This window comes from Bradyrhizobium sp. JYMT SZCCT0428 (assembly GCF_018131075.1).
Taxonomy (GTDB): domain Bacteria; phylum Pseudomonadota; class Alphaproteobacteria; order Rhizobiales; family Xanthobacteraceae; genus Bradyrhizobium.
Genome location: NZ_JAFCLS010000012.1, coordinates 82,214 through 103,311, shown reverse-complemented (window position 1 = coordinate 103,311; position 21,098 = coordinate 82,214). Strand labels below are relative to the sequence as shown.

Annotated in this window: 28 protein-coding genes and 2 pseudogenes; 13 read left to right on the top strand and 17 right to left on the bottom strand. The window is 62.9% G+C overall.

The genetic code is table 11. From position 1 onward, the window contains the following. Positions 1–10: 10 nt before the first annotated feature. Together JQ575_RS14525 and JQ575_RS14520 are read right to left on the bottom strand one after the other, a co-directional pair. Complete coding sequence (locus tag JQ575_RS14525) at positions 11–970, bottom strand: D-2-hydroxyacid dehydrogenase family protein (protein WP_212033881.1); 960 nt, start codon at positions 968–970, stop codon at positions 11–13. Between the two features lie 126 nt (positions 971–1,096). Beyond that, complete coding sequence (locus JQ575_RS14520; protein ID WP_212033879.1) at positions 1,097–1,288, bottom strand: hypothetical protein; 192 nt, start codon at positions 1,286–1,288, stop codon at positions 1,097–1,099. 262 nt (positions 1,289–1,550) lie between these two features. Here JQ575_RS14520 and ettA point away from each other — a divergent pair, with 262 nt between their 5' ends. The 3 genes from ettA to JQ575_RS14505 all read left to right on the top strand — a co-directional run bounded on the left by ettA (position 1,551) and on the right by JQ575_RS14505 (position 5,214). Continuing rightward, entirely contained in the window at positions 1,551–3,200 is a 1,650-nt protein-coding gene (ettA, locus tag JQ575_RS14515; protein ID WP_212033877.1) for an energy-dependent translational throttle protein EttA, read from the top strand. Positions 3,201–3,356: 156 nt separating this feature from the next. Continuing rightward, positions 3,357–3,947, top strand: a complete 591-nt coding sequence (locus JQ575_RS14510) for a TIGR00645 family protein (RefSeq protein WP_212033875.1) — start codon at positions 3,357–3,359, stop codon at positions 3,945–3,947. Between the two features lie 73 nt (positions 3,948–4,020). Then, the gene (locus JQ575_RS14505; protein WP_249166657.1) at positions 4,021–5,214 is read left to right on the top strand and encodes a lytic murein transglycosylase; all 1,194 of its coding nucleotides are present in this window, start codon (positions 4,021–4,023) and stop codon (positions 5,212–5,214) included. Positions 5,215–5,410: 196 nt separating this feature from the next. Here the strand turns inward: JQ575_RS14505 and JQ575_RS14500 are convergent, their stop codons facing one another. Then, positions 5,411–5,686, bottom strand: coding sequence for a hypothetical protein (locus JQ575_RS14500; RefSeq protein ID WP_212033871.1), 276 nt, complete (start codon positions 5,684–5,686; stop codon positions 5,411–5,413). A gap of 291 nt (positions 5,687–5,977) precedes the next feature. Continuing rightward, complete coding sequence (locus JQ575_RS14495; RefSeq protein ID WP_192740040.1) at positions 5,978–6,298, bottom strand: hypothetical protein; 321 nt, start codon at positions 6,296–6,298, stop codon at positions 5,978–5,980. 125 nt (positions 6,299–6,423) lie between these two features. Between JQ575_RS14495 and JQ575_RS14490 the strand changes: the two genes are divergently transcribed. The 4 genes from JQ575_RS14490 to JQ575_RS14475 all read left to right on the top strand — a co-directional run bounded on the left by JQ575_RS14490 (position 6,424) and on the right by JQ575_RS14475 (position 8,361). After that, positions 6,424–6,882, top strand: a complete 459-nt coding sequence (locus JQ575_RS14490; RefSeq protein ID WP_212033869.1) for a hypothetical protein — start codon at positions 6,424–6,426, stop codon at positions 6,880–6,882. A 205-nt stretch (positions 6,883–7,087) separates the two neighbouring features. Further along, positions 7,088–7,348: a bacterioferritin-associated ferredoxin gene (locus JQ575_RS14485; protein ID WP_212033867.1), complete on the top strand. Its 261-nt coding sequence runs from the start codon at positions 7,088–7,090 to the stop codon at positions 7,346–7,348. Positions 7,349–7,477: 129 nt separating this feature from the next. Further along, the gene (gene bfr, locus JQ575_RS14480) at positions 7,478–7,963 is read left to right on the top strand and encodes a bacterioferritin (RefSeq protein ID WP_212033866.1); all 486 of its coding nucleotides are present in this window, start codon (positions 7,478–7,480) and stop codon (positions 7,961–7,963) included. A gap of 11 nt (positions 7,964–7,974) precedes the next feature. Then, complete coding sequence (locus tag JQ575_RS14475; RefSeq protein ID WP_212033864.1) at positions 7,975–8,361, top strand: hypothetical protein; 387 nt, start codon at positions 7,975–7,977, stop codon at positions 8,359–8,361. 24 nt (positions 8,362–8,385) lie between these two features. On the opposite strand, the gene JQ575_RS14470 is transcribed toward JQ575_RS14475, so the two are convergent. Continuing rightward, positions 8,386–8,991 (bottom strand): pyridoxamine 5'-phosphate oxidase family protein, encoded by a 606-nt coding sequence (locus JQ575_RS14470; protein ID WP_212033863.1) that lies wholly within the window; start codon positions 8,989–8,991, stop codon positions 8,386–8,388. 108 nt (positions 8,992–9,099) lie between these two features. Beyond that, a complete protein-coding gene (locus JQ575_RS14465; RefSeq protein WP_212033861.1) occupies positions 9,100–9,453 on the bottom strand; it encodes a hypothetical protein in 354 nt (117 codons plus the stop codon). 313 nt (positions 9,454–9,766) lie between these two features. On the opposite strand from JQ575_RS14465, the gene JQ575_RS14460 reads away from it, so the two are divergent. Then, positions 9,767–10,441: a hypothetical protein gene (locus JQ575_RS14460; protein WP_212033859.1), complete on the top strand. Its 675-nt coding sequence runs from the start codon at positions 9,767–9,769 to the stop codon at positions 10,439–10,441. A 38-nt stretch (positions 10,442–10,479) separates the two neighbouring features. Here the strand turns inward: JQ575_RS14460 and JQ575_RS14455 are convergent, their stop codons facing one another. From JQ575_RS14455 to JQ575_RS14445, 3 genes are all read right to left on the bottom strand, one after another. Continuing rightward, complete coding sequence (locus tag JQ575_RS14455) at positions 10,480–10,824, bottom strand: MmcQ/YjbR family DNA-binding protein (RefSeq protein ID WP_212033858.1); 345 nt, start codon at positions 10,822–10,824, stop codon at positions 10,480–10,482. 19 nt (positions 10,825–10,843) lie between these two features. Further along, entirely contained in the window at positions 10,844–11,902 is a 1,059-nt protein-coding gene (locus JQ575_RS14450) for an alpha/beta fold hydrolase (protein WP_212033856.1), read from the bottom strand. Between the two features lie 94 nt (positions 11,903–11,996). Then, a complete protein-coding gene (locus JQ575_RS14445; protein ID WP_212033854.1) occupies positions 11,997–12,242 on the bottom strand; it encodes a DUF2188 domain-containing protein in 246 nt (81 codons plus the stop codon). 134 nt (positions 12,243–12,376) lie between these two features. Here JQ575_RS14445 and JQ575_RS14440 point away from each other — a divergent pair, with 134 nt between their 5' ends. Together JQ575_RS14440 and JQ575_RS14435 are read left to right on the top strand one after the other, a co-directional pair. Continuing rightward, positions 12,377–12,643 (top strand): DUF2277 domain-containing protein, encoded by a 267-nt coding sequence (locus JQ575_RS14440; protein WP_212033852.1) that lies wholly within the window; start codon positions 12,377–12,379, stop codon positions 12,641–12,643. A 141-nt stretch (positions 12,644–12,784) separates the two neighbouring features. Next, entirely contained in the window at positions 12,785–13,006 is a 222-nt protein-coding gene (locus JQ575_RS14435; RefSeq protein ID WP_212033850.1) for a hypothetical protein, read from the top strand. Between the two features lie 42 nt (positions 13,007–13,048). Here JQ575_RS14435 and JQ575_RS14430 read toward each other — a convergent pair whose 3' ends face one another. The 5 genes from JQ575_RS14430 to JQ575_RS14410 form a co-directional block, all read right to left on the bottom strand. Then, entirely contained in the window at positions 13,049–13,549 is a 501-nt protein-coding gene (locus JQ575_RS14430; protein WP_212033848.1) for a collagen-like protein, read from the bottom strand. Positions 13,550–13,659: 110 nt separating this feature from the next. After that, positions 13,660–14,832 (bottom strand): cytochrome P450, encoded by a 1,173-nt coding sequence (locus JQ575_RS14425; RefSeq protein WP_212033846.1) that lies wholly within the window; start codon positions 14,830–14,832, stop codon positions 13,660–13,662. 119 nt (positions 14,833–14,951) lie between these two features. Next, complete coding sequence (locus JQ575_RS14420) at positions 14,952–15,719, bottom strand: SDR family NAD(P)-dependent oxidoreductase (RefSeq protein ID WP_212033845.1); 768 nt, start codon at positions 15,717–15,719, stop codon at positions 14,952–14,954. Between the two features lie 188 nt (positions 15,720–15,907). Next, a complete protein-coding gene (locus JQ575_RS14415; RefSeq protein WP_212033843.1) occupies positions 15,908–16,108 on the bottom strand; it encodes a hypothetical protein in 201 nt (66 codons plus the stop codon). An 88-nt stretch (positions 16,109–16,196) separates the two neighbouring features. Continuing rightward, a complete protein-coding gene (locus JQ575_RS14410; RefSeq protein ID WP_212033842.1) occupies positions 16,197–16,451 on the bottom strand; it encodes a hypothetical protein in 255 nt (84 codons plus the stop codon). 272 nt (positions 16,452–16,723) lie between these two features. On the opposite strand from JQ575_RS14410, the gene JQ575_RS14405 reads away from it, so the two are divergent. Then, positions 16,724–17,164 (top strand): hypothetical protein, encoded by a 441-nt coding sequence (locus JQ575_RS14405; protein ID WP_212033840.1) that lies wholly within the window; start codon positions 16,724–16,726, stop codon positions 17,162–17,164. Positions 17,165–17,297: 133 nt separating this feature from the next. Here the strand turns inward: JQ575_RS14405 and JQ575_RS14400 are convergent. Then, positions 17,298–17,759, bottom strand: a pseudogene (locus JQ575_RS14400) (glutathione S-transferase family protein); the annotation flags it as partial. Between JQ575_RS14400 and JQ575_RS14395 the strand changes: the two are divergent. After that, positions 17,734–18,138, top strand: a complete 405-nt coding sequence (locus tag JQ575_RS14395; protein WP_212033839.1) for a RidA family protein — start codon at positions 17,734–17,736, stop codon at positions 18,136–18,138. The pseudogene JQ575_RS14400 and the gene JQ575_RS14395 sit on opposite strands and share 26 nt — an antisense overlap. Positions 18,139–18,283: 145 nt before the next feature. Here JQ575_RS14395 and JQ575_RS14390 read toward each other — a convergent pair. Both JQ575_RS14390 and JQ575_RS14385 read right to left on the bottom strand, forming a co-directional pair. Further along, positions 18,284–18,391, bottom strand: a pseudogene (locus tag JQ575_RS14390) (RidA family protein); the annotation flags it as partial. 237 nt (positions 18,392–18,628) lie between these two features. Beyond that, on the bottom strand, positions 18,629–18,814 hold the full coding sequence (locus JQ575_RS14385) for a hypothetical protein (protein WP_212033838.1): 186 nt from the start codon (positions 18,812–18,814) through the stop codon (positions 18,629–18,631). Between the two features lie 455 nt (positions 18,815–19,269). Here JQ575_RS14385 and JQ575_RS14380 point away from each other — a divergent pair, with 455 nt between their 5' ends. Next, positions 19,270–21,096 carry a caspase family protein gene (locus tag JQ575_RS14380; protein WP_212033837.1) on the top strand — a complete coding sequence of 609 codons (1,827 nt, stop codon included), beginning with the start codon at positions 19,270–19,272 and terminating at the stop codon, positions 21,094–21,096. Positions 21,097–21,098: the final 2 nt, after the last annotated feature.

The following is a 21,098-nucleotide window of genomic DNA, read 5'->3' as shown; positions in this document are numbered from 1 at the left end:
GCCTGCGCTCTCAGGCCAGCTTACGCGGCGCCTCGCCCTTGAACCAGCCGTCGATGCCTTCGACCATCTGGCGATAGTGGTTGCGAAAACTGTCCTCGGTGACGTAGCCGAGATGCGGCGTCAGCACGAGGTTGTCGAGTTTTCGGAACGGATGATCGACCGGCAGCGGTTCGACCGAGAACACGTCTATGCCGGCGCCCGCGATCTTTTTCTGTTGCAGCGTTTCCAGCAACGCACCCTCGTCGACGATCGGCCCTCGCGCCGTGTTGACGAGGTAGGCGGTCGGTTTCATGCGCGCGAGATCTTCCCGCCCGACCAGCCCGCGTGAGCGCGGGCCCAGCACGACGTGGATGGTGACGATGTCTGATGTCGCGAACAATTCCTCCTTGGAGGCGTAGCCGACGCCGGCTTCCGCGCATTTTTCGGGCGTCAGGTTCGGGCTCCAGGCGATCACGTTCATGCCGAAGGCCTGCGCCAGTTTTGACACTTTGGTGCCGAGCTTGCCGAGGCCGATCACCCCAAGCGTGCGGCCCTCGATTTCCATGCCGACGAATTTCTGCAGCGGTTCGCCGGCATGCATCCGCGCGTTCTCGCGGCCGATATTGCGGGTCAGTTCCAGGATCAGGCCCATGGTCAGGGGGGCGGTTGGGTCGCGGCCCCATTGGGTGCCGCACAGCACCACGCCCTGATCCTTGGCGGCTTCCATGTCGATCGCGGCATTGCGCATGCCCGAGGTGATCAGCAGTTTCAGTTTCGGCAGCGCCGCAAACAGGGCGCGGGGAAACGGCGTGCGCTCGCGCATCGCGCAGATGATTTCGAAATCCTTCAGCGCACTGGCGGCGGTTTCCGCGTTCGCAAACGGCTGGTTGAAGACGGTGACGTCGACCCGGTCGGCGATTTGGGACCAGTCCGCGACCTTCAGGGCCACATCGAGATAGTCGTCGAGGATTGCACAGCGCAGCCGCGTCATTGGAAAGTCCGATCATGGCGAGGGTGACGGCGGAATTGGGCCGTCAGGGGAGATCGCCATGGTCGCGCGCAATCGAGAGGCGCGCAAGCGGCCTAGAAGCAGGGCCAGGTCAAAATTCCGGGAAGCTCAGTTCGAGCGGGAGATGTGCTTGGCGCGCCAGGCGGGGCCGGGGCCGCGCATATAGTGCAGTTCCGGGCGGTAGGGGTTGAAGGCCTTGGCCACGAACTGGCGCCAGAAGTTGCGAAGTTCAGCGAGCGGCTTTGCAAGGCCGTGGCCGTGCGCCGGGGTGGAAAGGGATGCCGAACTGGTCGTCGCCATGACTCAGGTCTCTGGTTTGCCATTCGCGGTTTCGCCGCGGAGACGCCGTTTTTCGGCGTCTTGAACGACTTTTGGCCTGATTTATTAAAAGAAGGTTTCAATTGTCGTGATCTGGCGCACACAGACGCGCACATGGTGACCATCCCGTATTCATCCGTGGTGAACGAACAGAAAACGCGCCCCTGCGGTTGCCCTTTGGGGGCCGCGCCGCTACATCAGCGGCAGCAAATTTCCATAAATCCTCTGGTTTCAAGGGATCGCGATGGCTCGCCAGTTCGTCTATTTCATGCAGGGTCTGACCAAGAGCTACCCGACCCGCAAGGTGCTCGATAACGTCCATCTGTCGTTCTACCCGGACGCCAAGATCGGCGTGCTCGGCGTCAACGGCTCCGGCAAATCGACCTTGCTCCGGATCATGGCCGGCCTCGACAAGGAATATAACGGCGAGGCCTGGGTCGCCGAGGGCGCCCGGGTCGGCTACCTCGAGCAGGAGCCGCATCTCGATGAGACCAAGACGGTCCGCGAGAACGTCATGCTGGGCGTCGCCAAGCAGAAGGCGATTCTCGATCGCTATAACGAACTGGCGATGAACTACTCGGAAGAGACCGCCGACGAGATGACCAAGCTGCAGGACGAGATCGAGGCCGCCGGCCTGTGGGATCTCGACAGTAAGGTCGACCAGGCGATGGACGCGCTGCGTTGCCCGCCCGACGATGCCGACGTCACCAAGCTGTCGGGCGGTGAGCGCCGCCGCGTCGCGCTATGCAAGCTGCTGCTCGACCAGCCGGACCTGCTGCTGCTGGACGAGCCGACCAACCATCTCGACGCCGAGTCGGTGTCGTGGCTGGAAGGCCATTTGCGCAACTATCCCGGCGCGATCCTGATCGTGACCCATGACCGCTACTTCCTCGACAACGTCACGAGCTGGATCCTCGAGCTCGATCGCGGCAAGGGTATTCCCTACGAGGGCAATTATTCGTCCTGGCTGGTGCAGAAGCAGAAGCGCCTGTTGCAGGAAGGCCGCGAGGACGCCGCGCACCAGAAGACGCTTGAGCGCGAGCAGGAGTGGATTGCGTCGTCACCGAAGGCGCGCCAGGCCAAGTCCAAGGCGCGTTACCAGCGTTACGAGGACCTGCTGAAGCAGGCCAGCGAGAAGCAGACCCAGACCGCGCAGATCACGATTCCAGTGGCCGAGCGGCTCGGCCAGAACGTCGTCGACTTCGAAGGCCTCAGCAAGGGCTTTGGCGACCGCATGCTGATCGACGATCTCACCTTCAAGCTGCCGCCCGGCGGCATCGTCGGCGTGATTGGCGCCAACGGCGCCGGCAAGACCACGCTGTTCCGGATGATCACCCAGCAGGAGACGCCGGACAAGGGCACGATCACCGTCGGTGAAAGCGTGCATCTCGGTTACGTCGACCAGTCGCGCGACGACCTCGACGGCAAGAAGAACGTGTGGGAGGAAATCTCCGGCGGCAACGAGTTGATCCTGCTCGGCAAGCGCGAGGTGAACTCACGCGGCTATTGCTCGTCATTCAACTTCAAGGGCGCCGACCAGCAGAAGAAGGTAGGCTCCCTGTCGGGCGGTGAGCGCAACCGCGTGCACCTGGCCAAGATGCTGAAGTCGGGCGCCAACCTGCTACTGCTCGACGAACCGACCAACGATCTCGACGTCGACACGCTGCGCGCGCTGGAAGAGGCGCTGGAGAATTTCGCCGGCTGCGCCGTCATCATCAGCCATGACCGCTGGTTCCTCGACCGTATCGCCACCCACATCCTCGCCTTCGAAGGCGACAGCCATGTCGAATGGTTCGAAGGCAATTTCCAGGATTACGAGAAGGACAAGATGCGCCGGCTCGGCCAGGACTCCATCATTCCGCACCGCGTGAAGTACAAGAAGCTGACGCGCTGAGTTGTGGTTCGCGCTGAGATGACGAAGCCGTGTCGCAGGCGCTACTCGGCCTGCGCCAAATGGCCGCTCAATGCCGCTCGTCCGGAATGTGCCATATCCGGCTATTAGATTGGCCGCGATTGCCCACTTGAGTCCCGCACAGAAAGACCCCCGACCATGTCCATGACGCCGGAAACGCCCTTGCCGCCCCCAGCTGAGAGGAAGGCATTGCGTCCGATCCCGTTCCTGATCTTCAGTTCGCGCTGGCTGCAATTGCCGCTCTATATCGGCCTGATCGTCGCGCAGGGCGTCTATGTCGTGCTGTTTCTGAAGGAGTTGTGGCACCTGTTCGCTCACGCCTTTGATTTCAGCGAGCAGCAGATCATGCTGGCGGTCCTCGGCCTCATCGACGTGGTGATGATTTCGAACCTCCTGGTGATGGTCATCGTCGGCGGCTACGAGACGTTCGTCTCCCGGCTCAATCTGCAAGGGCATCCCGACCAGCCGGAATGGCTCAGCCACGTCAACGCCAGCGTGCTCAAGATCAAGCTCGCGATGGCGATCATCGGCATCTCGTCGATCCATCTGTTGCGCACTTTCATCGAGGCCGGTGCATTGTCCTCGGGCAAGAGCGCCTACACCGAAACCGGCGTGATGTGGCAGACCATCATCCATACGGTTTTCATTCTGTCGGCGATCGGCATTGCCTATGTCGACAAGCTGTCGAATGATTCCACGGAGAACGCCAAACACGCCGTCTCGCATTGACGGGCGGCATGTCGATCGAAGGGATTCGGTCTTGCGACAGAGCGCGATAGCGGCGGTCCTGATTTTGGCGGCGATGACGCTGGGAGCAACGCGCCCGGTTCACGCCGCCGATGCCGGCTTCACGCAGTTCATCGCCTCGCTGTGGCCGGAGGCGCAGGCCGCCGGCGTATCGCGGGCGACGTTTGACGCCGAGACCCGCGGCCTCGAGCCGGATTACAAATTGCCCGACCTGATCCTGCCCGGACGGCCCGCCACCGGCGCGCCGTCGCAGGCCGAGTTCGTGCAGGTGCCGGCCGATTATGTGAAGGAGGCCTCGATCGCGCGGCTGGCGGCAGAGGGGCAGAAGCTGATGCAAAAGCATCGCACAGCGCTCAGCCAGATCGAGAGCCGCTTCGGTGTGCCCGCCACGGTCGTGCTCGCGATCTGGGGCCGCGAAACCGACTATGGCCGTCATCGATTGCCTTACGACACCGTGCGCGTGGTGGCGACACAGGCCTATGTCGGCCGGCGCAAGGATCAGTACCGCGCCGAATTCATCCTGGCGCTGAAGATCCTCGGCGAGGGCGCCGTGACGCGCAAGGACATGCGCTCGTCCTGGGCCGGCGCCACCGGCCTGACGCAATTCCTGCCGGGCGAATATTACAAGCATGGTGTCGATTTCGATGGCGACGGCCGCATCGACATCTGGAATTCGGTGCCCGACGCGCTCGCCTCCGCCGCCCAGCAGCTCGTCAACAAGGGCTGGCAGCCGGGCCTGCGCTGGGCTTATGAAGTGCGCGCGCCTGATAATGCCGACTGCACCATGGGCGTGCCCGAGGTGACGAAGCCGATCGGCGAATGGCTGCGCGCGGGCTTCGTGCCGGTGCGCGGACAAAAATTGAGTGCGGCCGAGCAGGCCCAGCCGGCCTCGCTGCTGCAGCCCGAAGGCATCTATGGTCCGGCGTTCCTGACCACCAAGAACTACTTCGTGATCAAGGAATATAACTTCTCTGATTTGTACGTGCTGTTCGTCGGCCATCTTGCTGACCGCATGTCGAACCCGTTGCCATTCGCGACGCCATGGTCGGCATCGACGCAATTGCGCAGCAAGGACGTCGATGCCATGCAGCGTCATCTGACGCGGATCGGCCTCTACAAGGACAAGCTCGACGGCAAGGCCGGCATGCAGACCCGCGCGGCGCTGGGGGCGTATCAGAAGCAAGCAGGGCTGAAGGTTGATTGCTGGCCAAGCGAAGCGGTGCTGCGCTCGATCAGCTCGTCGCGTTGACTTGGTTGATCGTAGCCCGGATGAGCGAAGCGACATCCGGGTCGGTGCGCGCCTTGTTCCCGGATATCGCTGCGCTCATCCGGGCTACGGAAGCTATGCTGCAAGCAAAAGACATCAGCGCGAACGAAAAAACCCGGCCGAGGATCCCGGCCGGGCTTGAACTCGCAAGGCGCGTTAGACGCGCCGGTCGGTCAGATCAGTGGCAGACCTCGACGCGGCGGTAGGCCCAGCCGTAGCCGTCCCAGAAGCGCTCGCGAACCAGGCGGCAGGCCGGGGGGGCGTCTTCCACATACACCGGCCCGCCGTAAGCCGGGCGGCTGGAGGCGATGGCGCCACCGATGATCGCGCCGCCGATCAGGCCGCCGACCACGCCAGCCGCCACGCCGCGCTGGGCGTTCGCGGGTGCGGGTGCCGCAGCGAGCGAACCGGCAATTGTTGCGGCCGCGACGAAGGCAGCAAATGTCTTCTTCATGTTGGGGACTCTCCTGGAGGTGGCGCCTGATCAGCCGACGCCGGGTTTAGGGTTAGGCACACACGCCGTACTCGAATTGGCCGCTTCGAAAAGAGCGCACAACGGTCAACCGAAAGTAAACGTGCGGGCTTGATGGCCGAAAAAAGCGGTTTTTTCTGGCCGTGGAACGGCAAAGTCCCGGAGACCCATCGGGTTTCCGGGACTTTGCGTGCGATTTAATGAAGGTGAACGGGTGTTCAGCGCGTTTTCGAGCGTCGGTTCTGATCCGACCAAATCAGAACCGACAATGCTCTAGTCGCAAACCCGGACGCTGCGGACGCGCCAGCCATAGCCGTCCCAGAAGCGCTGCTTCTGCCAGATGCAGTCCGGCCCGTAGCCGGGTTCGGCGACATAGGCCGGGCCGCCGTAATAGCCCGGAGCCGGCGCATAATAGCCCGGACCACCGTAATAGCCGTTCTGCGAGGCGATCGCGCCGCCGACAATGGCGCCGCCGATCAATCCGGCTGCGACGCCGGCCGCTACGCCACGCTGCGCGTGGGCAGGAGCTGGAACGGCTACCGCGGAAACAGCCAAAGCGGTGACGGCAGTCAGCGCCATCAATGTCTTCTTCATGGGCCTCACCTTTCTGATGGAGCAAAGGACGGCGGGAAAGCGGTCCGTCGGAGCGGAAAGTTCCATATTTTGCTGAAATGATCAATGAACGGGACTGCCTCATTTGGCGACCAAGGGGCACGCGGTTGGGCTTCATTGCGGTGCAAAAGGCCTGCTACCCAACCGCTTTTGAAGAGGATTCCGGGATGAGCGGGATGCCAATATATCTGGTCGCACTCGGCGGCATGGCGGTGATGTTCTACTGGGTGGTGGCCCGGACGTACAATATCAGCGCATGGCCCAGCGGCTCGTCGCGCGATAGCGACCGCTATCGCGACCGCGATGATGACAGCTATGGTTCCAGTAGCGGCGGCGGCAGCAGTGGCTCGAGCATCGCCAACCTGTTCAGCAGCGATAATTCCAGTTCGAACTGCTCGTCCGACAATTCCACTCCGGCCGATAATTCCAGCTCCAGCTGTTCGTCCGACAATTTCAGCTCGTCCGACGACTCCAGCTCGTCGAGTGATTCCTCCAGCGATGATAGCGGGGGAGGCGACAGCGACAGCGGTAGTGACAGCGACAGCGGCGGTAGTAGTGATGATTGATAGTGGTGGAGGTGGTGGTGATTAAGGTCACAGTGCCTGCGCGGGAAACCTGCGATTGTGCTTGTAAGACAAGGCTTTTTAGACTCATTCCAAACTGACTTGGGCTCAGTTTGGAATTGCTTGAAAGTGTTGTTTTTCCTTTTGCATCGCGACCGCCGCTTCAATATCGAAGTGGGTAAGCATCACCGAAGGGCCTGCCGACTTCATGATTGTCTGTTCCTGTAACGTCCTCAGCGACCATGATGTCCGCAATGCCGTCAGTGCAGCTTCGGACCTGCCGCGCAATCCGAAGCAGATCTACGGATGCCTCGGCTGCAGCGCCGAGTGCGGCCGCTGCGCGCGCACCATCAAGGCCATCATCGACCAAGCGCTGGGTCCCTGCGCCAAGGCCTGCTGCTCGGGCTGCCCGCATAGTCACGCCGTGACCGAAGAGCAGGCCCACGAGTTCGCGCTCGCCGCCTCCTGAAACCTTCCAAATCCGCGGGATAGTTCGGTTCCTTTTTGCGGGAACCATTGCTCTTGCCTCCAAACTGATTTAGAAACGTTCTAAATACAGTTTCGGGCCGATTTGGCCTCAAAACCCCGGAGTGCACCAATGCAGGGCGACCCAAAAGTCATCGATTATCTCAACAAGGGCCTGCGCAGCGAGCTTACCGCGATCAGCCAGTACTGGCTGCATTACCGGCTCCTGAACAATTGGGGCCTGCTGAATATGGCCAAGGTCTGGCGCAAGGAATCCATCGAGGAGATGGAACACGCCGACAAGTTCACCGACCGGATCCTGTTCCTCGACGGCTTTCCCAACATGCAGGTGCTCGATCCCCTGCGGATCGGCCAGAACGTCCTGGAAATCATCGAATGCGACCTGGCCTCCGAGATATCGGCGCGCACGCTGTACCAGGAAGCCGCCACCCACTGCCACGGCGTCAAGGATTACGTCTCACGCGACCTGTTCGAGCAGCTGATGAAGGACGAGGAGCACCACATCGATTTCCTCGAGACCCAGCTCGACCTGATCAAGCGCATCGGGCTTGAGCTCTACACCCAGAAGCACGTCGGCGGGCTCGAGAGCGAGCACTGAGCGGAGGCGCGATGGCGCCCTCTGAGGAAATTGCCCGGCTCGAGCGAGAGCTGGCGGAGCTGAGATCGCATTATGTGCATCTCGAGCGTAATGGGCGGGTGATGAAGCGCGGCAGCATGTTCATGCTCGCCGCGCTTGCCGTTTTCCTTGGCTATCTCTTGTGGGCCGATTTCGTGATGGGCGCGCTCGCTGTGGTCGCGGCGGCGGCCATCGCTGCGATTGTCTGGCTCTTGCCTGCCAGCAACCGGCGCTGGATCGATGCGGGCACGCCGATGGGGGAATTTGAGTTCGGCCCAAGCCAGGCCCAAAAAGTAGAGCAATGGATTGCCGACAGGGAAGCGCGACTGGCCGAACTTCGCCTGGCCGGTAGCGCAAGCAGTCCTGCGACCGATCGCTGATCCCGGGACCAGCCTCGGCGTTCCCTACAGCTGCGTCTTGTACCGCTCGTAAATCACTTCCTGGCTTTCCCGTTCGCCAAGGCCGGTCTGGTCGTGAATGACTTCGCCGATGCTGGGCATCACAGCGCGTTCAACCCGCGTTTCGCCCGCCCACAGCTTTGATCGCATCAGCGCCTTGCCGCAATGGAAATAGGCTTCATGCACGTCGATGTGCAGCACCGCGCGCGGCAGCTTGCCGAACTCGACCATCGACGCCATCACCTCCGGATCCACCGATACCTTGCCCTTGCCGCCGACACGCAGCGTCTCGTCGATCCCCGGCACGAAGAAGATCAGCTGCACGAAGCCGCTTCCCTCGACGATGTTGCGAAAACTGTCGATCCGGTTGTTGCCGGAGCGGTCCGGCATCAGCAGTGCCCTCGGCCCGGCGACACGGATGAAGCCGGGATTGCCGCCGCGCGGCGACGCGTCGACGCTGCCGTCCGAGCCCGACGTGGCCAGCACGCAGAACGGCGACATGCCGATGAATTTCTTCGCATGGACGTCGATCTCGGGGCGAGCCTTCGCGATCACGCGCGGCGAGGGGGCAGGATAGATCGCGGCGAGGTCGCTGGCGGCAAAGTCGGTCAAGGCACATCTCCTGAGTGAATGCGGCGCGATGACGTGAAGATACCATCGCGGTATTCCGGCGACCACCTATTATCTCTCCATCCTGCGATCCCGGACGCTGCCGGAATCCTACACCGCGTCCGCAGGCACGAAACAGCTGATGATAATGCTGCCGCGGTGATGCACGTACCACACCACGGCCTCTCCGATCGGATTGCCGTGATCGCGAATGACGGCGCGGTCGGGCACCGCCATCCACTGGCCTTGGATCGGCACCCAATAGACGCCGTCGCGCACGTCGTAGGAGGTGCGATGGCCGTCGGAAATATCGCAGCAGGGCACGCCGTTCGGCGCGATCACACTCTTGAACCAGTTGCGGATATCGGGCGGGACATGTTCGAACTGGCCCCTGTCGACGGCGAGCGCGGCGCTTGCGAGCGCACAGAGACACACGAGCAGAGCGAGCTGCGCGAGTCTTCGCATCCAATCCTCCACCGTGTTGTCTTTCGAATCGTATCGATGACAATTCAAGCGGAGCAGGCGAACTGATGCACGCTCAAATAATGAGCGATGTGGCGGGCCCAAATTTGATGCGGTGCGAAATCGGATGCTGGCCGCTCGGCCGTCGCATCGAACTGATTGCGGCCTTGAAATGGACGCAGCACGAACGTGCTATCTTCTTGCGGGTGGATGTGTGGTGAACTGCCGGGGGCAGCAAGTTGCCTAACATGCGGTCTGACCGCCCGTGGTTGGTGGAAGGAGCCGCTCTACGGGCGCCTTCACGATTGGAAACGCGTTGGGCACGAATCCGAAGATTGCAATAGGCCTCCTTTCGCCCGTGGGATTGCTGTTTGCGCTCCCCGTCCTGCTCTGGGCTTTCAGCTTTACCGAACTCCTCGGGCTGGAGAAATGCAGCGTCGGTTCGATTAGCGTTGCTGAATACGAGCGCATCCTGTCTCGGGCCGGCGCGCAACGCTGGACTGTATGGCCGGGTCTGTCGAATGGCGTGTTTTGGCCGTCGGACAATGGCTTTCGCGGCCCGACAGCGTCTTTCAACAGCAATCTCAATGATCAGCTTCTCTCACATGTCAGAGAGCTTGCTGGGTCCGACGCGTCGATGAATCGCCAACTGGCCTCGGCCCATGCCGTGATGCGCAGCATGGGTGCGGAATACGTCCAAACGCAGGAAGTGCCGGACATGCGCGGGGACCGCGCCAGTTCGCGCGTCCATTTCCAATATTACTTGCCTCAAGTGCGTTTCGCGCCTGTGTGTGTTCTTTGCCTGATATGGTCGTACACGACCATTGACGTGATCTTTTCTCATGACGCTGCCACCGATCGATACGAGTTGCAGGAAGTGAACGTTCTGCATGCCGGGCTGAAAGGTACCCCCGACAAAAATCGCGCGCGCAACGTCCCATGGGGTAGTTGTCCCGAATTCCGAATATCCCGGCGTGTCGACGATAGATGATGCAGCCATCGAAAGGAGCGATGGGGTTGCAGCAATTGCTATTGTGGCATCCCGCGTCGCTTGGCGGATGCCTTCGGCGCGACATTCTGCCAGGCCATTGTAAGCGCGCTTTTTAGCGTCGCCGCATTGGCCTTGGCCAGGCGAACATTGGTGTAGCCCTGTTTGCCCCACCCACCCGGCACCGGGCGGAAGATTTCGGGCTCCGCCTCTACCAGCATCGCTTGCTGTTCGTACGTCAGCTTCACCATGCCCCAGTCTTCGTCGGGATGGCCCAGCGTAGCGAAGATCCGTTTGCCGACACGGAAATCGGCCTTGCCGTGATGCGCGCTCTCCACCGTATCGGAAAGCGCGAGTGCGGTCCGACGAAAGCGGCTGGTTGACATTGCACGCTTTCTTCCGGGCCTACATCGTCCGCTGCGGCGCGGTCTGCAGCAATTCCTGCAATTGCTTCTTGTAGAATGCCGCATTGCCTGTCGTGAGGTGTCCGCGCGTCTCGGTCGAGGCCGGGATCAGGAACAGCCGGCCGTTCTTGACGCGTTTCATCGCGGCATCGGTGACACCGGTCTCCGGCGGATTGCGCTCATCGTCGGCGGCGTTGATCGCAAGCAGCGTCGCTTCGATCTTGTCGAGGCCTGCGGTCGGATTGTAATCGCGCGAGGCTTCCCACTGATAGATGAAGTCGTTGGCATCGGCCGTAATCGGCAGCGCCAGCCGGTCGTCCACCATCTTGTCCGCCTTCGCGCCCGTCGGCGCCAGCATCTGATAGGCCAGCGTGCCGCCGCCGGTGGCGATGCCATAGGCGGCGATGGCGTATTTCATCATGCGCGGCTGGGTGATGTAATTGCCGCGGTTGTAGTCGGGGTCGTTGCGGATGGTCTCCAGCATCATCCGTCGCAGCATCCAGTTGCGCGCCGCCATCTCGGTCGGCTGCGCGGCCATCGGCACCAGCGCGTCCATGTACTGCGGATATTTTCCGCCCCAGATCCAGGTGTGCATGCCGCCCATCGAATTGCCGATCACCAGCCGCAGGTGCTTCACGCCGAGGCCTTCCTTGACCAGGCGGTAATGCGCGTCGACCATGTCCTCGTAATTGTATTTCGGGAATGCCGTCTTCATGCCGTCGGAGGGCTTTGACGATTTGCCGTGGCCGAGCCCGTCCGGGATGATGATGTAGTATTTCGCCGCGTCGAGCGGCTGGCCGGGGCCGAACAATTCACCGGCAAAGGTCGGCGTCAGCATGTTGGTGGCGGAGCCGCCCGATCCATGCAGCACCAGCACCGGCTGGCCTGTCGGCTCGCCGATCGTGGTGTAGTGCAGCCGCAGCTCCATGGTTTCGCCGGAGTGGAATTTGAAATCCTTGGCGATCCAGTCGCCCTGTTTGGGCGCCGGATAATCTGCGGCAGACGCGGCGAAGGAGGTCAAGGCGAGTGCAGCCGTTAATGTGATTTGCGAAAAATTCATGCTGATCTCCCCTGATGCGGCGCTCTTTTGTGCGGCCACTTGTCAGGGAGCCTATCACAAGGGCTGTTTCGGCGCACCGCGAACCTGCGCGCGGCTAGGCGGTGTCCTCGACATCGGTCTCCGGGCGGTCGTTGCCGGCCGCGGTCTCGGTCTGCCACTTGCCGTCAGCGGTTTCGTATTCGATCACCTCGGTGCGCCCGGGCACCCGCTGCTCGGCCGCCGCGCGCCGCGCGGCCGCGAGCGCCGCGGCATGGGTCGGATACGGTTCGGAAAAAACGCCATTGGCGGTATAGGCCCAGCCGCCGTCATGCTCGACGATCTTGTAGGTCACGTGGTTCATCGGGAACTCGCTATTGCCATTGCCGAGAGGGTGAACGCGCCGGTCAATCCATGACAGAATAGTCGAAACTGTCGGATTTTGCATCGGCCGTTCGTCCCTGGAATGGCCAGCCTGCATCCCGAGGAGAGAACCACATGTGCCGCAACATCAAGACCCTGTTCAATTTCGAGCCGCCGGCGACGCACGCGGAAATCCATGCTTCGGCGCTGCAATTCGTGCGCAAGCTGTCCGGGTTCAACTCGCCGTCGCAGGCCAATGCCGAGGCCTTCAACCGCGCGGTCACCGAGGTTTCCGACAGCGCCCGCCGCCTGCTGGCGGCGCTGCAGACCAACGCACCGGCCCGCGACCGCGAGGTCGAGGCCGAGAAGGCACGGGAACGATCGCGGGCGAGATTCGGGTAGGTCGGGCTGCGCCCCGGCAATTGAATTGGAGGCGATCCGCATCGCATTTTCCAGGGGGTCCGTAGCCCACGTGACGTAGCTCACAGTGCGGCCGGTCCCCCGGGCATAGGTTGGCACCATCCGATTGCCGTGGAGGGTGTCATGCAGCCGACGATTCCCCTGAAACTGAGCGCCATCGCTTTCACCGTGCTGTGGTCCGGCTGGATGCTGTGGATGGGCGGAAGCTACGAGCCCGCCATCATCGCCATTCTCGCGATTTCGGGCTCCATTGCGGGTTTTCTCTGGTATCGCGTCATGCGCTGGTGCTTTCGGCTGATGCGCCTGCTGCCGGATATTGGCCGCGGGCCCAGCGCCGCTCATTGAATCGCGCGTTTGTTGCCGCGTCCGCGGCGCCGAGCGGCGCGCTTACTTCTTGTCCTTGTGTTTGCGCTTGTGCTTCTTCTTTTCCTTGCGGCGATCGTCGTCATCATCAGCGTCGCCATCATCACCGTGCAGGGCCGTCTCGAGCGCCTCTCGCTCGGCGGCTTCGCGTTCGGTGTCCTCGAGTGCCGCAGCTTCACGCTCCGCTGCCTCGCGCTCGCGCATTTTCCGGTGATCTTCCCAGGCATCGAAAATCAGATGCAGCCACGGCATGACCTGCTCGATCGAGGGCAACTGGCCGGGCGGTCCAGGTTCGCCGCGCGGACCGGCTGCGCCTTGCGGACCGGGCTTGCCCTGCGGACCAGCCTCGCCGCGGGGACCTTGCGGTCCGGCTTTACCTTGCGCGCCGGCCTTGCCGTCCGCTCCGGCCTTGCCGCGCGGGCCTTCCAGGCCCGGCGGTCCGGGATGCCCCTGCGGTCCGGGACGTCCGGGCTCGCCGCGCGGGCCCTGTGGTCCCTGTCGTCCCTGTTTGGTGTCGTTGGCCACGTGCTTACTCCGCCTGTCAACGCAGGCTGCGTCATATCAGACGTTAGATGACGGCTTCAATTACGCAACCGCATCTGTGGCCGCGATCAACAGCCTAGTGAAGCGTGACACTAGTGCGCGTTCCATCTCACGGGCAGATTGAGCAGGCCGCGAAACGCCCAGCCGCCGATCCGCACCGGCTCGCTTTCGTCGAGTTGCAGACCCTTGAGCCGTGTGAAAATACCGGGCAGCGCGACATCCGCGACCATCGCGCGCGAGGCGAAGGCGCCGGCGCAATAATGCGGGCCGGCGCCGAAGGCGATGCTCTTTGACGTGTTGCGGGTGATGTCGAAGCGGTCAGGGTCGCCGAAACAGGCCTCGTCACGGTTGGCGGAGCCGAACATGAAGAACACGCGGTCCTCCGGCTCGAAATCGACGCCGCCATAGGACCACGGTTTTGCAACGCGGCGCGGCGACATGCCGATCGGGGCGATCCAGCGCGCATATTCCTCGAACACGTCGAGCCACTTCGCCTTGCCGCCCTGGACCAGCGCGAGCTGTTCGGGATGCGTCAGCAGCGCCCAGGTCGCGCCCGCGATGGCGTCGCGCGGCTCGTTCTGGCCGCCCGAGATCGCCAGCTTGATGTTGGCGCGGATGCTTTCCATGTTCTGGCCCGAGGCCAGGAGCACGCTGAGGATCGAGGTGTTGGGATGTTGGGCCACCACCGGGATCATGTCGTCGATCGCGGCATCGATGCCTGAGGTCGCGGCGTGGCAACGCGCTTCGACTTCCTTGTTCCCGGTGTAATTGGCGATGCCGTCGATCATCGCCTGCGACCAGGCATCCATGTCCTGGTAGCGCATGTTGGTCAGCCCGGTGATGTCCTTCAGGCATTCGGCCGACAGCGGCAGCGCCAGCGCCTTGCACAGATCGGCTTTGCCCTGCGGCACGAGCTCGTCGAGGATGCGGTCGGCATGGGCCTGGAACTGGCGCACCCAGGTGTCGCGCACGGTGCGCGGCGACACCGCCGGAAACATCGCCGCGCGCTCCGACATATGCGCATCGCCATCCTTGCGCATCATGTTGTGGCCCATCAGCGTGTTCATCAGCCCCGCCGGCTGATGCGAGGAGAACACGTCGATGCGTTTTTCCTGGGTGAAGATGTCGTCCCGCCGTGTGAACACGGTCGAGCCCAGCTGCGGCACGAACGCGATCGGTGCTTCCTTCCGCATCCGCGCCAGGGCCGGATAGGGATCGGCCCAGAACGTTGGTACGTCGATGTCGAAATGCGGGGCGTTGGACATGATCGGCTGCCGTGGGTGGGAGAGCTAACTTAGTTGCCTAGGCAAGTATGTCATTGCCGGGCCTGACCCGGCAATCCGTTTTTGTTGGGTTCCCGCACCAAATCGCGGGTCCCGTCGGCTCAGACGGTCCGGTAGCCGCCATCCACCATCACGATCGACCCTGACACATAGGCGGACAGATCGGACGCCAGGAAGACCGCGGGGCCGACAATGTCTTCGGCGGTGCCGGCGCGGCCGAGCGGGGTGTGGTCGACGAACACCTTCGCCAGCGCCGGATTGCTGGCGCGGACCTTTTCGTTCAGCGGCGTCTCGATGAAGCCCGGGCCGATCGCGTTGACGCGGACGCCGTCCTTGCCGAGTTCGGCGGCGAGCGCCTTGGTGAAGCCGAGCACGCCGTGCTTGGAGGCGGTGTAGGCCGGCGAACTCGGCGTCTTCAGATGCACGAACGACTGGATCGAGCCGATATTGACGATGCGTCCCTTGGCGGCGCGCAAGGGCTCGAGGAACGCATGCGTCACATTGAAAACACCTGTGAGGTTGATCGCGATGATGTCTTCCCAATCGTTGATCACGGCTTCGGCTGCGCCCAGCATGCCGTTGCGGCGGGCGATGCCGGCATTGTTGACCAGGATGGAGACCTGTCCGATTTTGTCGGCGACGCGCCTGGCGATCGCGACGCAGTCCTCGCGCTTGGTGACGTCGAGCAGGAAGCTCTCCGCCTTGCCGCCGGCGTCGCGGATTTCGCCGGCGACGCTGGCAGCGGCCTGCTCGTTCATGTCGAGCAGCACCACGCGCGCGCCCTCGCTGGCGTAGCCTTTCGCGATCGCGCGCCCGATGCCGGAGCCTGCGCCGGTGATGACAGCGATGTGATTTTGGAGCAGGGGCATGGATGTTTCCTCAACGGTTCTGTTTTTATGTGAGGGGCATACTAGGATGCGGATTGCGCGCCGTCAGCCCCCGGATGGTGCGAGCAGCGCGGGGCAGGTGTGCGGAGCATGGAGCAAAACAGCAAGGCCGGCGGGGTATCAACCCACCGGCCTTGATCGACGAATTCATGTTGCTGGAGAGCGCAAGCCTAGATATTGCAGGCGCCCTTCTGGAGCATGCCGTCCTTGATCGCGATCGCTGCGGCGAAGGTCGGGACCGGCTTGCTGACGGTCTTGTAGTTCGAGGGGATCGGCTTGGTCGGAATGCTCTCGTCACAGATCTGGCAGGCGCCGGTGCCTTCCCAGCGGCGCTGGCGGGGTCGGCGCCCGATGGGGATCCGGGCATTCATTGAGTGTGGCGAAAGCGTGATTGGTTCAATTTCTCCGCCACGAAAAAGGCCGGCAGGGCCGGCCTCGATCGAAGCGTTAACGCCGCGCTCAGAACGAGCAAGTGCCGTTGTGCAGCAGGCCGTCTTTGAGCACCAGCGCGTCGCCGAAGGTCGGCACTTCGCTGCCGACGACGACGGTGTAGTTGCCCGGATACGGCGCGGTCGGGATGCTCTGGTCCCAGATCTGGCAGAAGCCGGAATCCTGCCAGCGGATCAGGTGGAAGGAGGCCTCGGCGGGGCTCATGGCGGCAAGCGTGGTGACGGCAACAGCGGCGGTGGCGGCGAGGAGGCAAAGACGGCGCATCGAGGGTCTCCAAATATCAGGGGGTTTGCTGCTCTCCCGCGTGCCATCGGGGAGGCGCCCGAGACGTCATGTCCCGGTCATGAATTATGTCCCCCAAGTGTCCGATTGGTTCAAAGCCGAGGCGCGGAAATGGCCAGGCTTGAGGCGCGATGGAACCCTGCAAATCGCGCGGCGTGAATAAGCTTTGTCGATCCCGTCAATCGGTTACAATCGGGCAAGCGCGACCTGATTCACCGTCGCGGCGCTCGCTCTCCACCTCAAGGAAACACTGCATGAAGAAGTCATCTGCCATTCGAGTAGCGCTCGTCGCGCTAACGGCGTTCGCCGGCGCCGCGCTGTCCTCCGTCGCCCGCGCCGATGAGGGCACCATCGCGATGACGATCTACAAGGCTGGATGGGTCATCGGCGGCTCCGGCGGCAGCGGCACGCTGAACTTCCGCGGCCGGCGCTACGCGCTTTCCACCGGCGGGCTGGATTACGGCCTGGTGTTCGGCGGCTCGAAGACCGTGCTGCGCGGCCGCGTCAGCAACATCTACCGCCCGTCCGACGTCGCCGGCGTCTATGGCGCGGCGGGCGCGGGCCTTGCGATCGGCCGCGGCGCGCGTGCGATCGTGCTCACCAACCAGAAGGGCGCGGTGCTCGAGCTCGCCGGCCAGCAAACCGGGCTGATGGCGAATGCGGATCTCAGCGGCTTGGCGATTACGCTGAGGTAGGGCGCTCGCGATTTGGCCGCGCTCTATCCGCGTCATTGCGAGCGGAGCGAAGCAATCCATCTCTCCGCTTGCTGAGACATGGATTGCTTCGTCGCTTCGCTCCTCGCAATGACGAGGTTGGAGCGTAACCACCCTACGATTTCTTGCTCACCATTGCGTGGATCGTCTCGCAATGGCGCACGAGATTGGGATGATCCGATACGAACGCCTTCAGCGGCGTCGGGATCGGGAAGAAGTGGATGTTGGCGATGAAGCCGTAGATGCCGGCATCGACGCTGGTCGGCGTCACCCCATGCACATATCCATCCGACGGAATCAGATCAGCCAGCACCTGCAGATCCGAAAGCCCGCGCGCGTAGGCCTGGTCGGGCGTGTAGCGGCCGATGCCCTGATAATAATAGCGCTGCGCGTTGTAGTCCCGCGCCTTGTTCAGCCCGGCTTCGTCGATCTGCGCATGCTGCGCCATGAAGCCGTCACGGAAGGCGGGGAAATACCGATCGTCTTTCCAGCGCGAATACGACATCACCCAATAGAGATCGTCGAGCATGCGCGTGACCAGATGATCGGTCATGCGCTGCGCCGGCGTCAGTGCGGCGGGCGTGCCGTTCGTCCATGAGCACCTGTTCGACGCCTCGGCGTTCGCCGACAATAACGGCTATGGGCTGAAAGTGTTCGCCTTCCTCAAGCTCGCCGACGAAAAAGGCGCGCTGCCCGACGGCTTCGAGGCGCAGTTCGGCAACGTCGTGATCAACATCAAGCGCATCCTCGTTGAAGCCAACGCGACACTCCGCGATCTGGTCAAGGTCAACGTGCTGCTGACGCGCGCGTCCGACGTCGCCACCATGAACAAGCTCTATGCGGAAGCGTTCGGGCCGGCGCCCTATCCGGCGCGCACCACCTGCGTGGTGGTGGCGCTGCCGAACCCGCAGATGCTGATCGAGATCGAGGGCGTGGCGTCGCTGAAGGCGCGGTGACGCGATGCTGACGCTTTATTCCTATCCAGAACTGTTCGGCGTCGATGGTGAGGCGATATTTTCGCACCAGATGCGCGATGATGGTCTCACTGTCGCCGATCGTCTCGCCGTCGTCGGCGCCGCGCGGGCAGCTGCCTTATGTCGTCTCGAAGCCGGGAATCCCCGAGATGAACAGCAGATCGCCGACGCGGGCGGCAAACGACAGCGGCGGCGACTTGATGCCGGCGGGAGGGAGGAAATGCTGGATGGGCATGGGGCTTCTCCGGAATTTGGGCGCTTGGGAATACACTGCCCAACCCGCGTATGGCTTGCAATCATCTATGTGCTTGCGCTCCTCGCAACTGCGTGGCGGGATCGTTCCCTCCCCCCTTGCGGGGGAGGGCTAGGGAGAGGGGTGGCGGCATAAGCGGTGTGCGTGGCTTACCCCTCTCCCCAACCCTCCCCCGCAAGGGGGAGGGAGCCGACCATTTGCGTGGCGCGCATTCTCAATTCAGTTTTCCAACAGCAGATATAACTTCGCAGCCTCGCGGCGCATCGCGCCCGAGCTTTGCCAGAAACTTCCCGCCCCCAAAAAATAGAGGGCGCAGGGAATGCCGGATGCGCGCTGCACCCGCGGTCTCATGTGCGGCTTGCACAAAACAAGGTGCACATGAGCATACAGGGCAGCGGAGAACATCCGACATTCCCTGCGCAATGGCTTTACGGCTTATATCGTGCTCTCCCCGGAGACGAGTTCTTGGTTGACTCCGTCGCTGCCGGTTCAGCTCGCGCTTCTCCGGCAACTTGACACCTGCAACGGGTGCCAGGACCACACGGTTTTGCCGTACGCTTAGTCCGCGCCATCGTCTCAGCGCAAACAAGCGTCCACCGCAACCCGTCCAACGTCCGTGACGACGGCCGGCGCCCTCTGAGTGGGACGGGATGGCCAAACATATGCACCTGATTTTCATTCTGGGAAACAGAAATATTTTTCATTTCAGGGCTTGACACGAATTCTGACAATCAGAACTGATTTGCCCGTCGGGTTGATTTGTCGCAGTCCGGGCGGGAAATTTTACTTGCGCGCGAGGCGACGCACTTGGCTCAAGGGTGATGATACGCTCTTTCAAAGTGCCGGACTGAGCCTTTAAGATGCTGCTCGAGCTGATCGCAGCATTTTCGGGCGGCATAGAAGCCGCAGTTTATTTCAAGGACGAACTCTTGCGTTCCGCAGCCAAATCCGCCGTTCGCGCGACCTTCGCCGTTTTCGCCCTTGTTGCGGCGGTGTCGGCGACCCCGGCGCGCGCGGAAAAGCGTCTTGCGCTGGTGGTGGGCAACAATGCCTATGAGAGCGTGCCAAAACTCGAGAAGGCGGTGAACGATGCGAAGGCGGTTTCGTCCTCGCTGCAAGCGCTCGGCTTCCAGGTTCAGCTTGCGACCGATCTGAACCGCCGCGATTTCATCCGGCAGCTTTCCGCCTTCATGGACAGGGTGTCTGCGGGCGATCTCGCGCTCATCTATTACGCCGGACATGGCATCGAGGTTCGTGGCGTCAACTACATCCTGCCGACCGACATTCCGCCGGTGAAGCAGGGCCAGGAAAGCCTGCTCACCGGCGAGGCGGTGCAGACCGAAAAGATCATCACCGATCTGCAGGACCGCGGCGCGCGCGCTTCGGTGTTCGTGCTGGATGCCTGCCGCGACAACCCGTTCAAGACAGGCACGACCCGAAGCCTGGGCGGCGTGCGCGGGCTGGCGCAGGGCACGCCGCCGGAAGGGGTGTTCGTGCTCTATTCGGCTGGTGTCGGGCAGGCGGCGCTCGACCGCATGTCGGACAGCGATTCCGATCCGAATTCGGTGTTCACGCGGGTTTTCCTCAAGGAGGTTCAGAAGAAAGAGAACACGCTGGTCGCGATCGCGAAATCCACCCAGGTCGCGGTGCGTGACCTTTCGCTGACCGTCAGCCACACCCAGGTGCCGGCCTATTACGACCAGATCATCGGGCAATTGTATCTCGCCGGCGATGGTGCAGCGCCCGCGAAGAGCGCGCAGGAAGCGCCTGTCGCGAGCAACAAGCCGGCCAGGCCGCCTGACGTGGCCAGCCTGCCGCCGCAGCCGTCACAGCCCGTGGCTCGCGCGGTGTTCAACAATCGCGCCTTCAACGACTTTCTCAAGCGACAGCCGCAAATGGTGCGCGCCGATCTCGCCAACCCGAACGCGGTCGCGAATTGCGATCGCCTCGCCAGCTACGGCTCCGACGTTCCGGACTCGCGGGCGCCGCGCGTCAAGCGGGACGATATCCGCGTCAAGGACGCCGTGCCGGCCTGCGTCGCCGCGATTCTGCAGGAACCCGGCACGCCGCGGCTGCGCGCCCAGTTGGCCCGCGCACTGCTGGACGCGCTGGCCAAGCGCGACAAGGTCGCCGGCCTCGACATGCTGCTTGACCTCGCGAAGGACGGCTATCCTGCGGCGATGTGGCGGATCGGCATTTGCTATTATGGCGGCGAACTCCTCAAGGAAAACAAGCGCGCGGCCGCCTTCTGGTTTCGGCAGGCCGCCGACAAGGGGCTTGGCGCGGCGATGTCGGATCTTGCCTATCTCTACGAGCGCGGAGAGGGAGTTGAGAAGGATGGCGTGGAAGCGGCGCGCTGGTTCGAACGCGCGGCGGCCGGCGGCCATCCCGGCGGCATGCGCAACTATGCGCTGGTGCTGGACCAGGGCGAAGCGGTGCCGCGCAACCCCAAGCAATCGGCCGAATATCTTCTGACCGCCTTCCGCATGGGCTCGCCGGATGCACGCGAAAGCCTGTTCAAGAAACACGCCGCCTGGCACGCCGATACCAGGGCCCAGGTGCAGGAACTGCTGAAGGAGTTCGGCTTCCAGGTCGGGCGCACCGACGGTGAATTCGACGGCAACACCTTCACGGCGCTTGAGGCGCTGCGGGCGTCGAACCCGATCAGGGCCGGGCGGGTGGAGTAGGG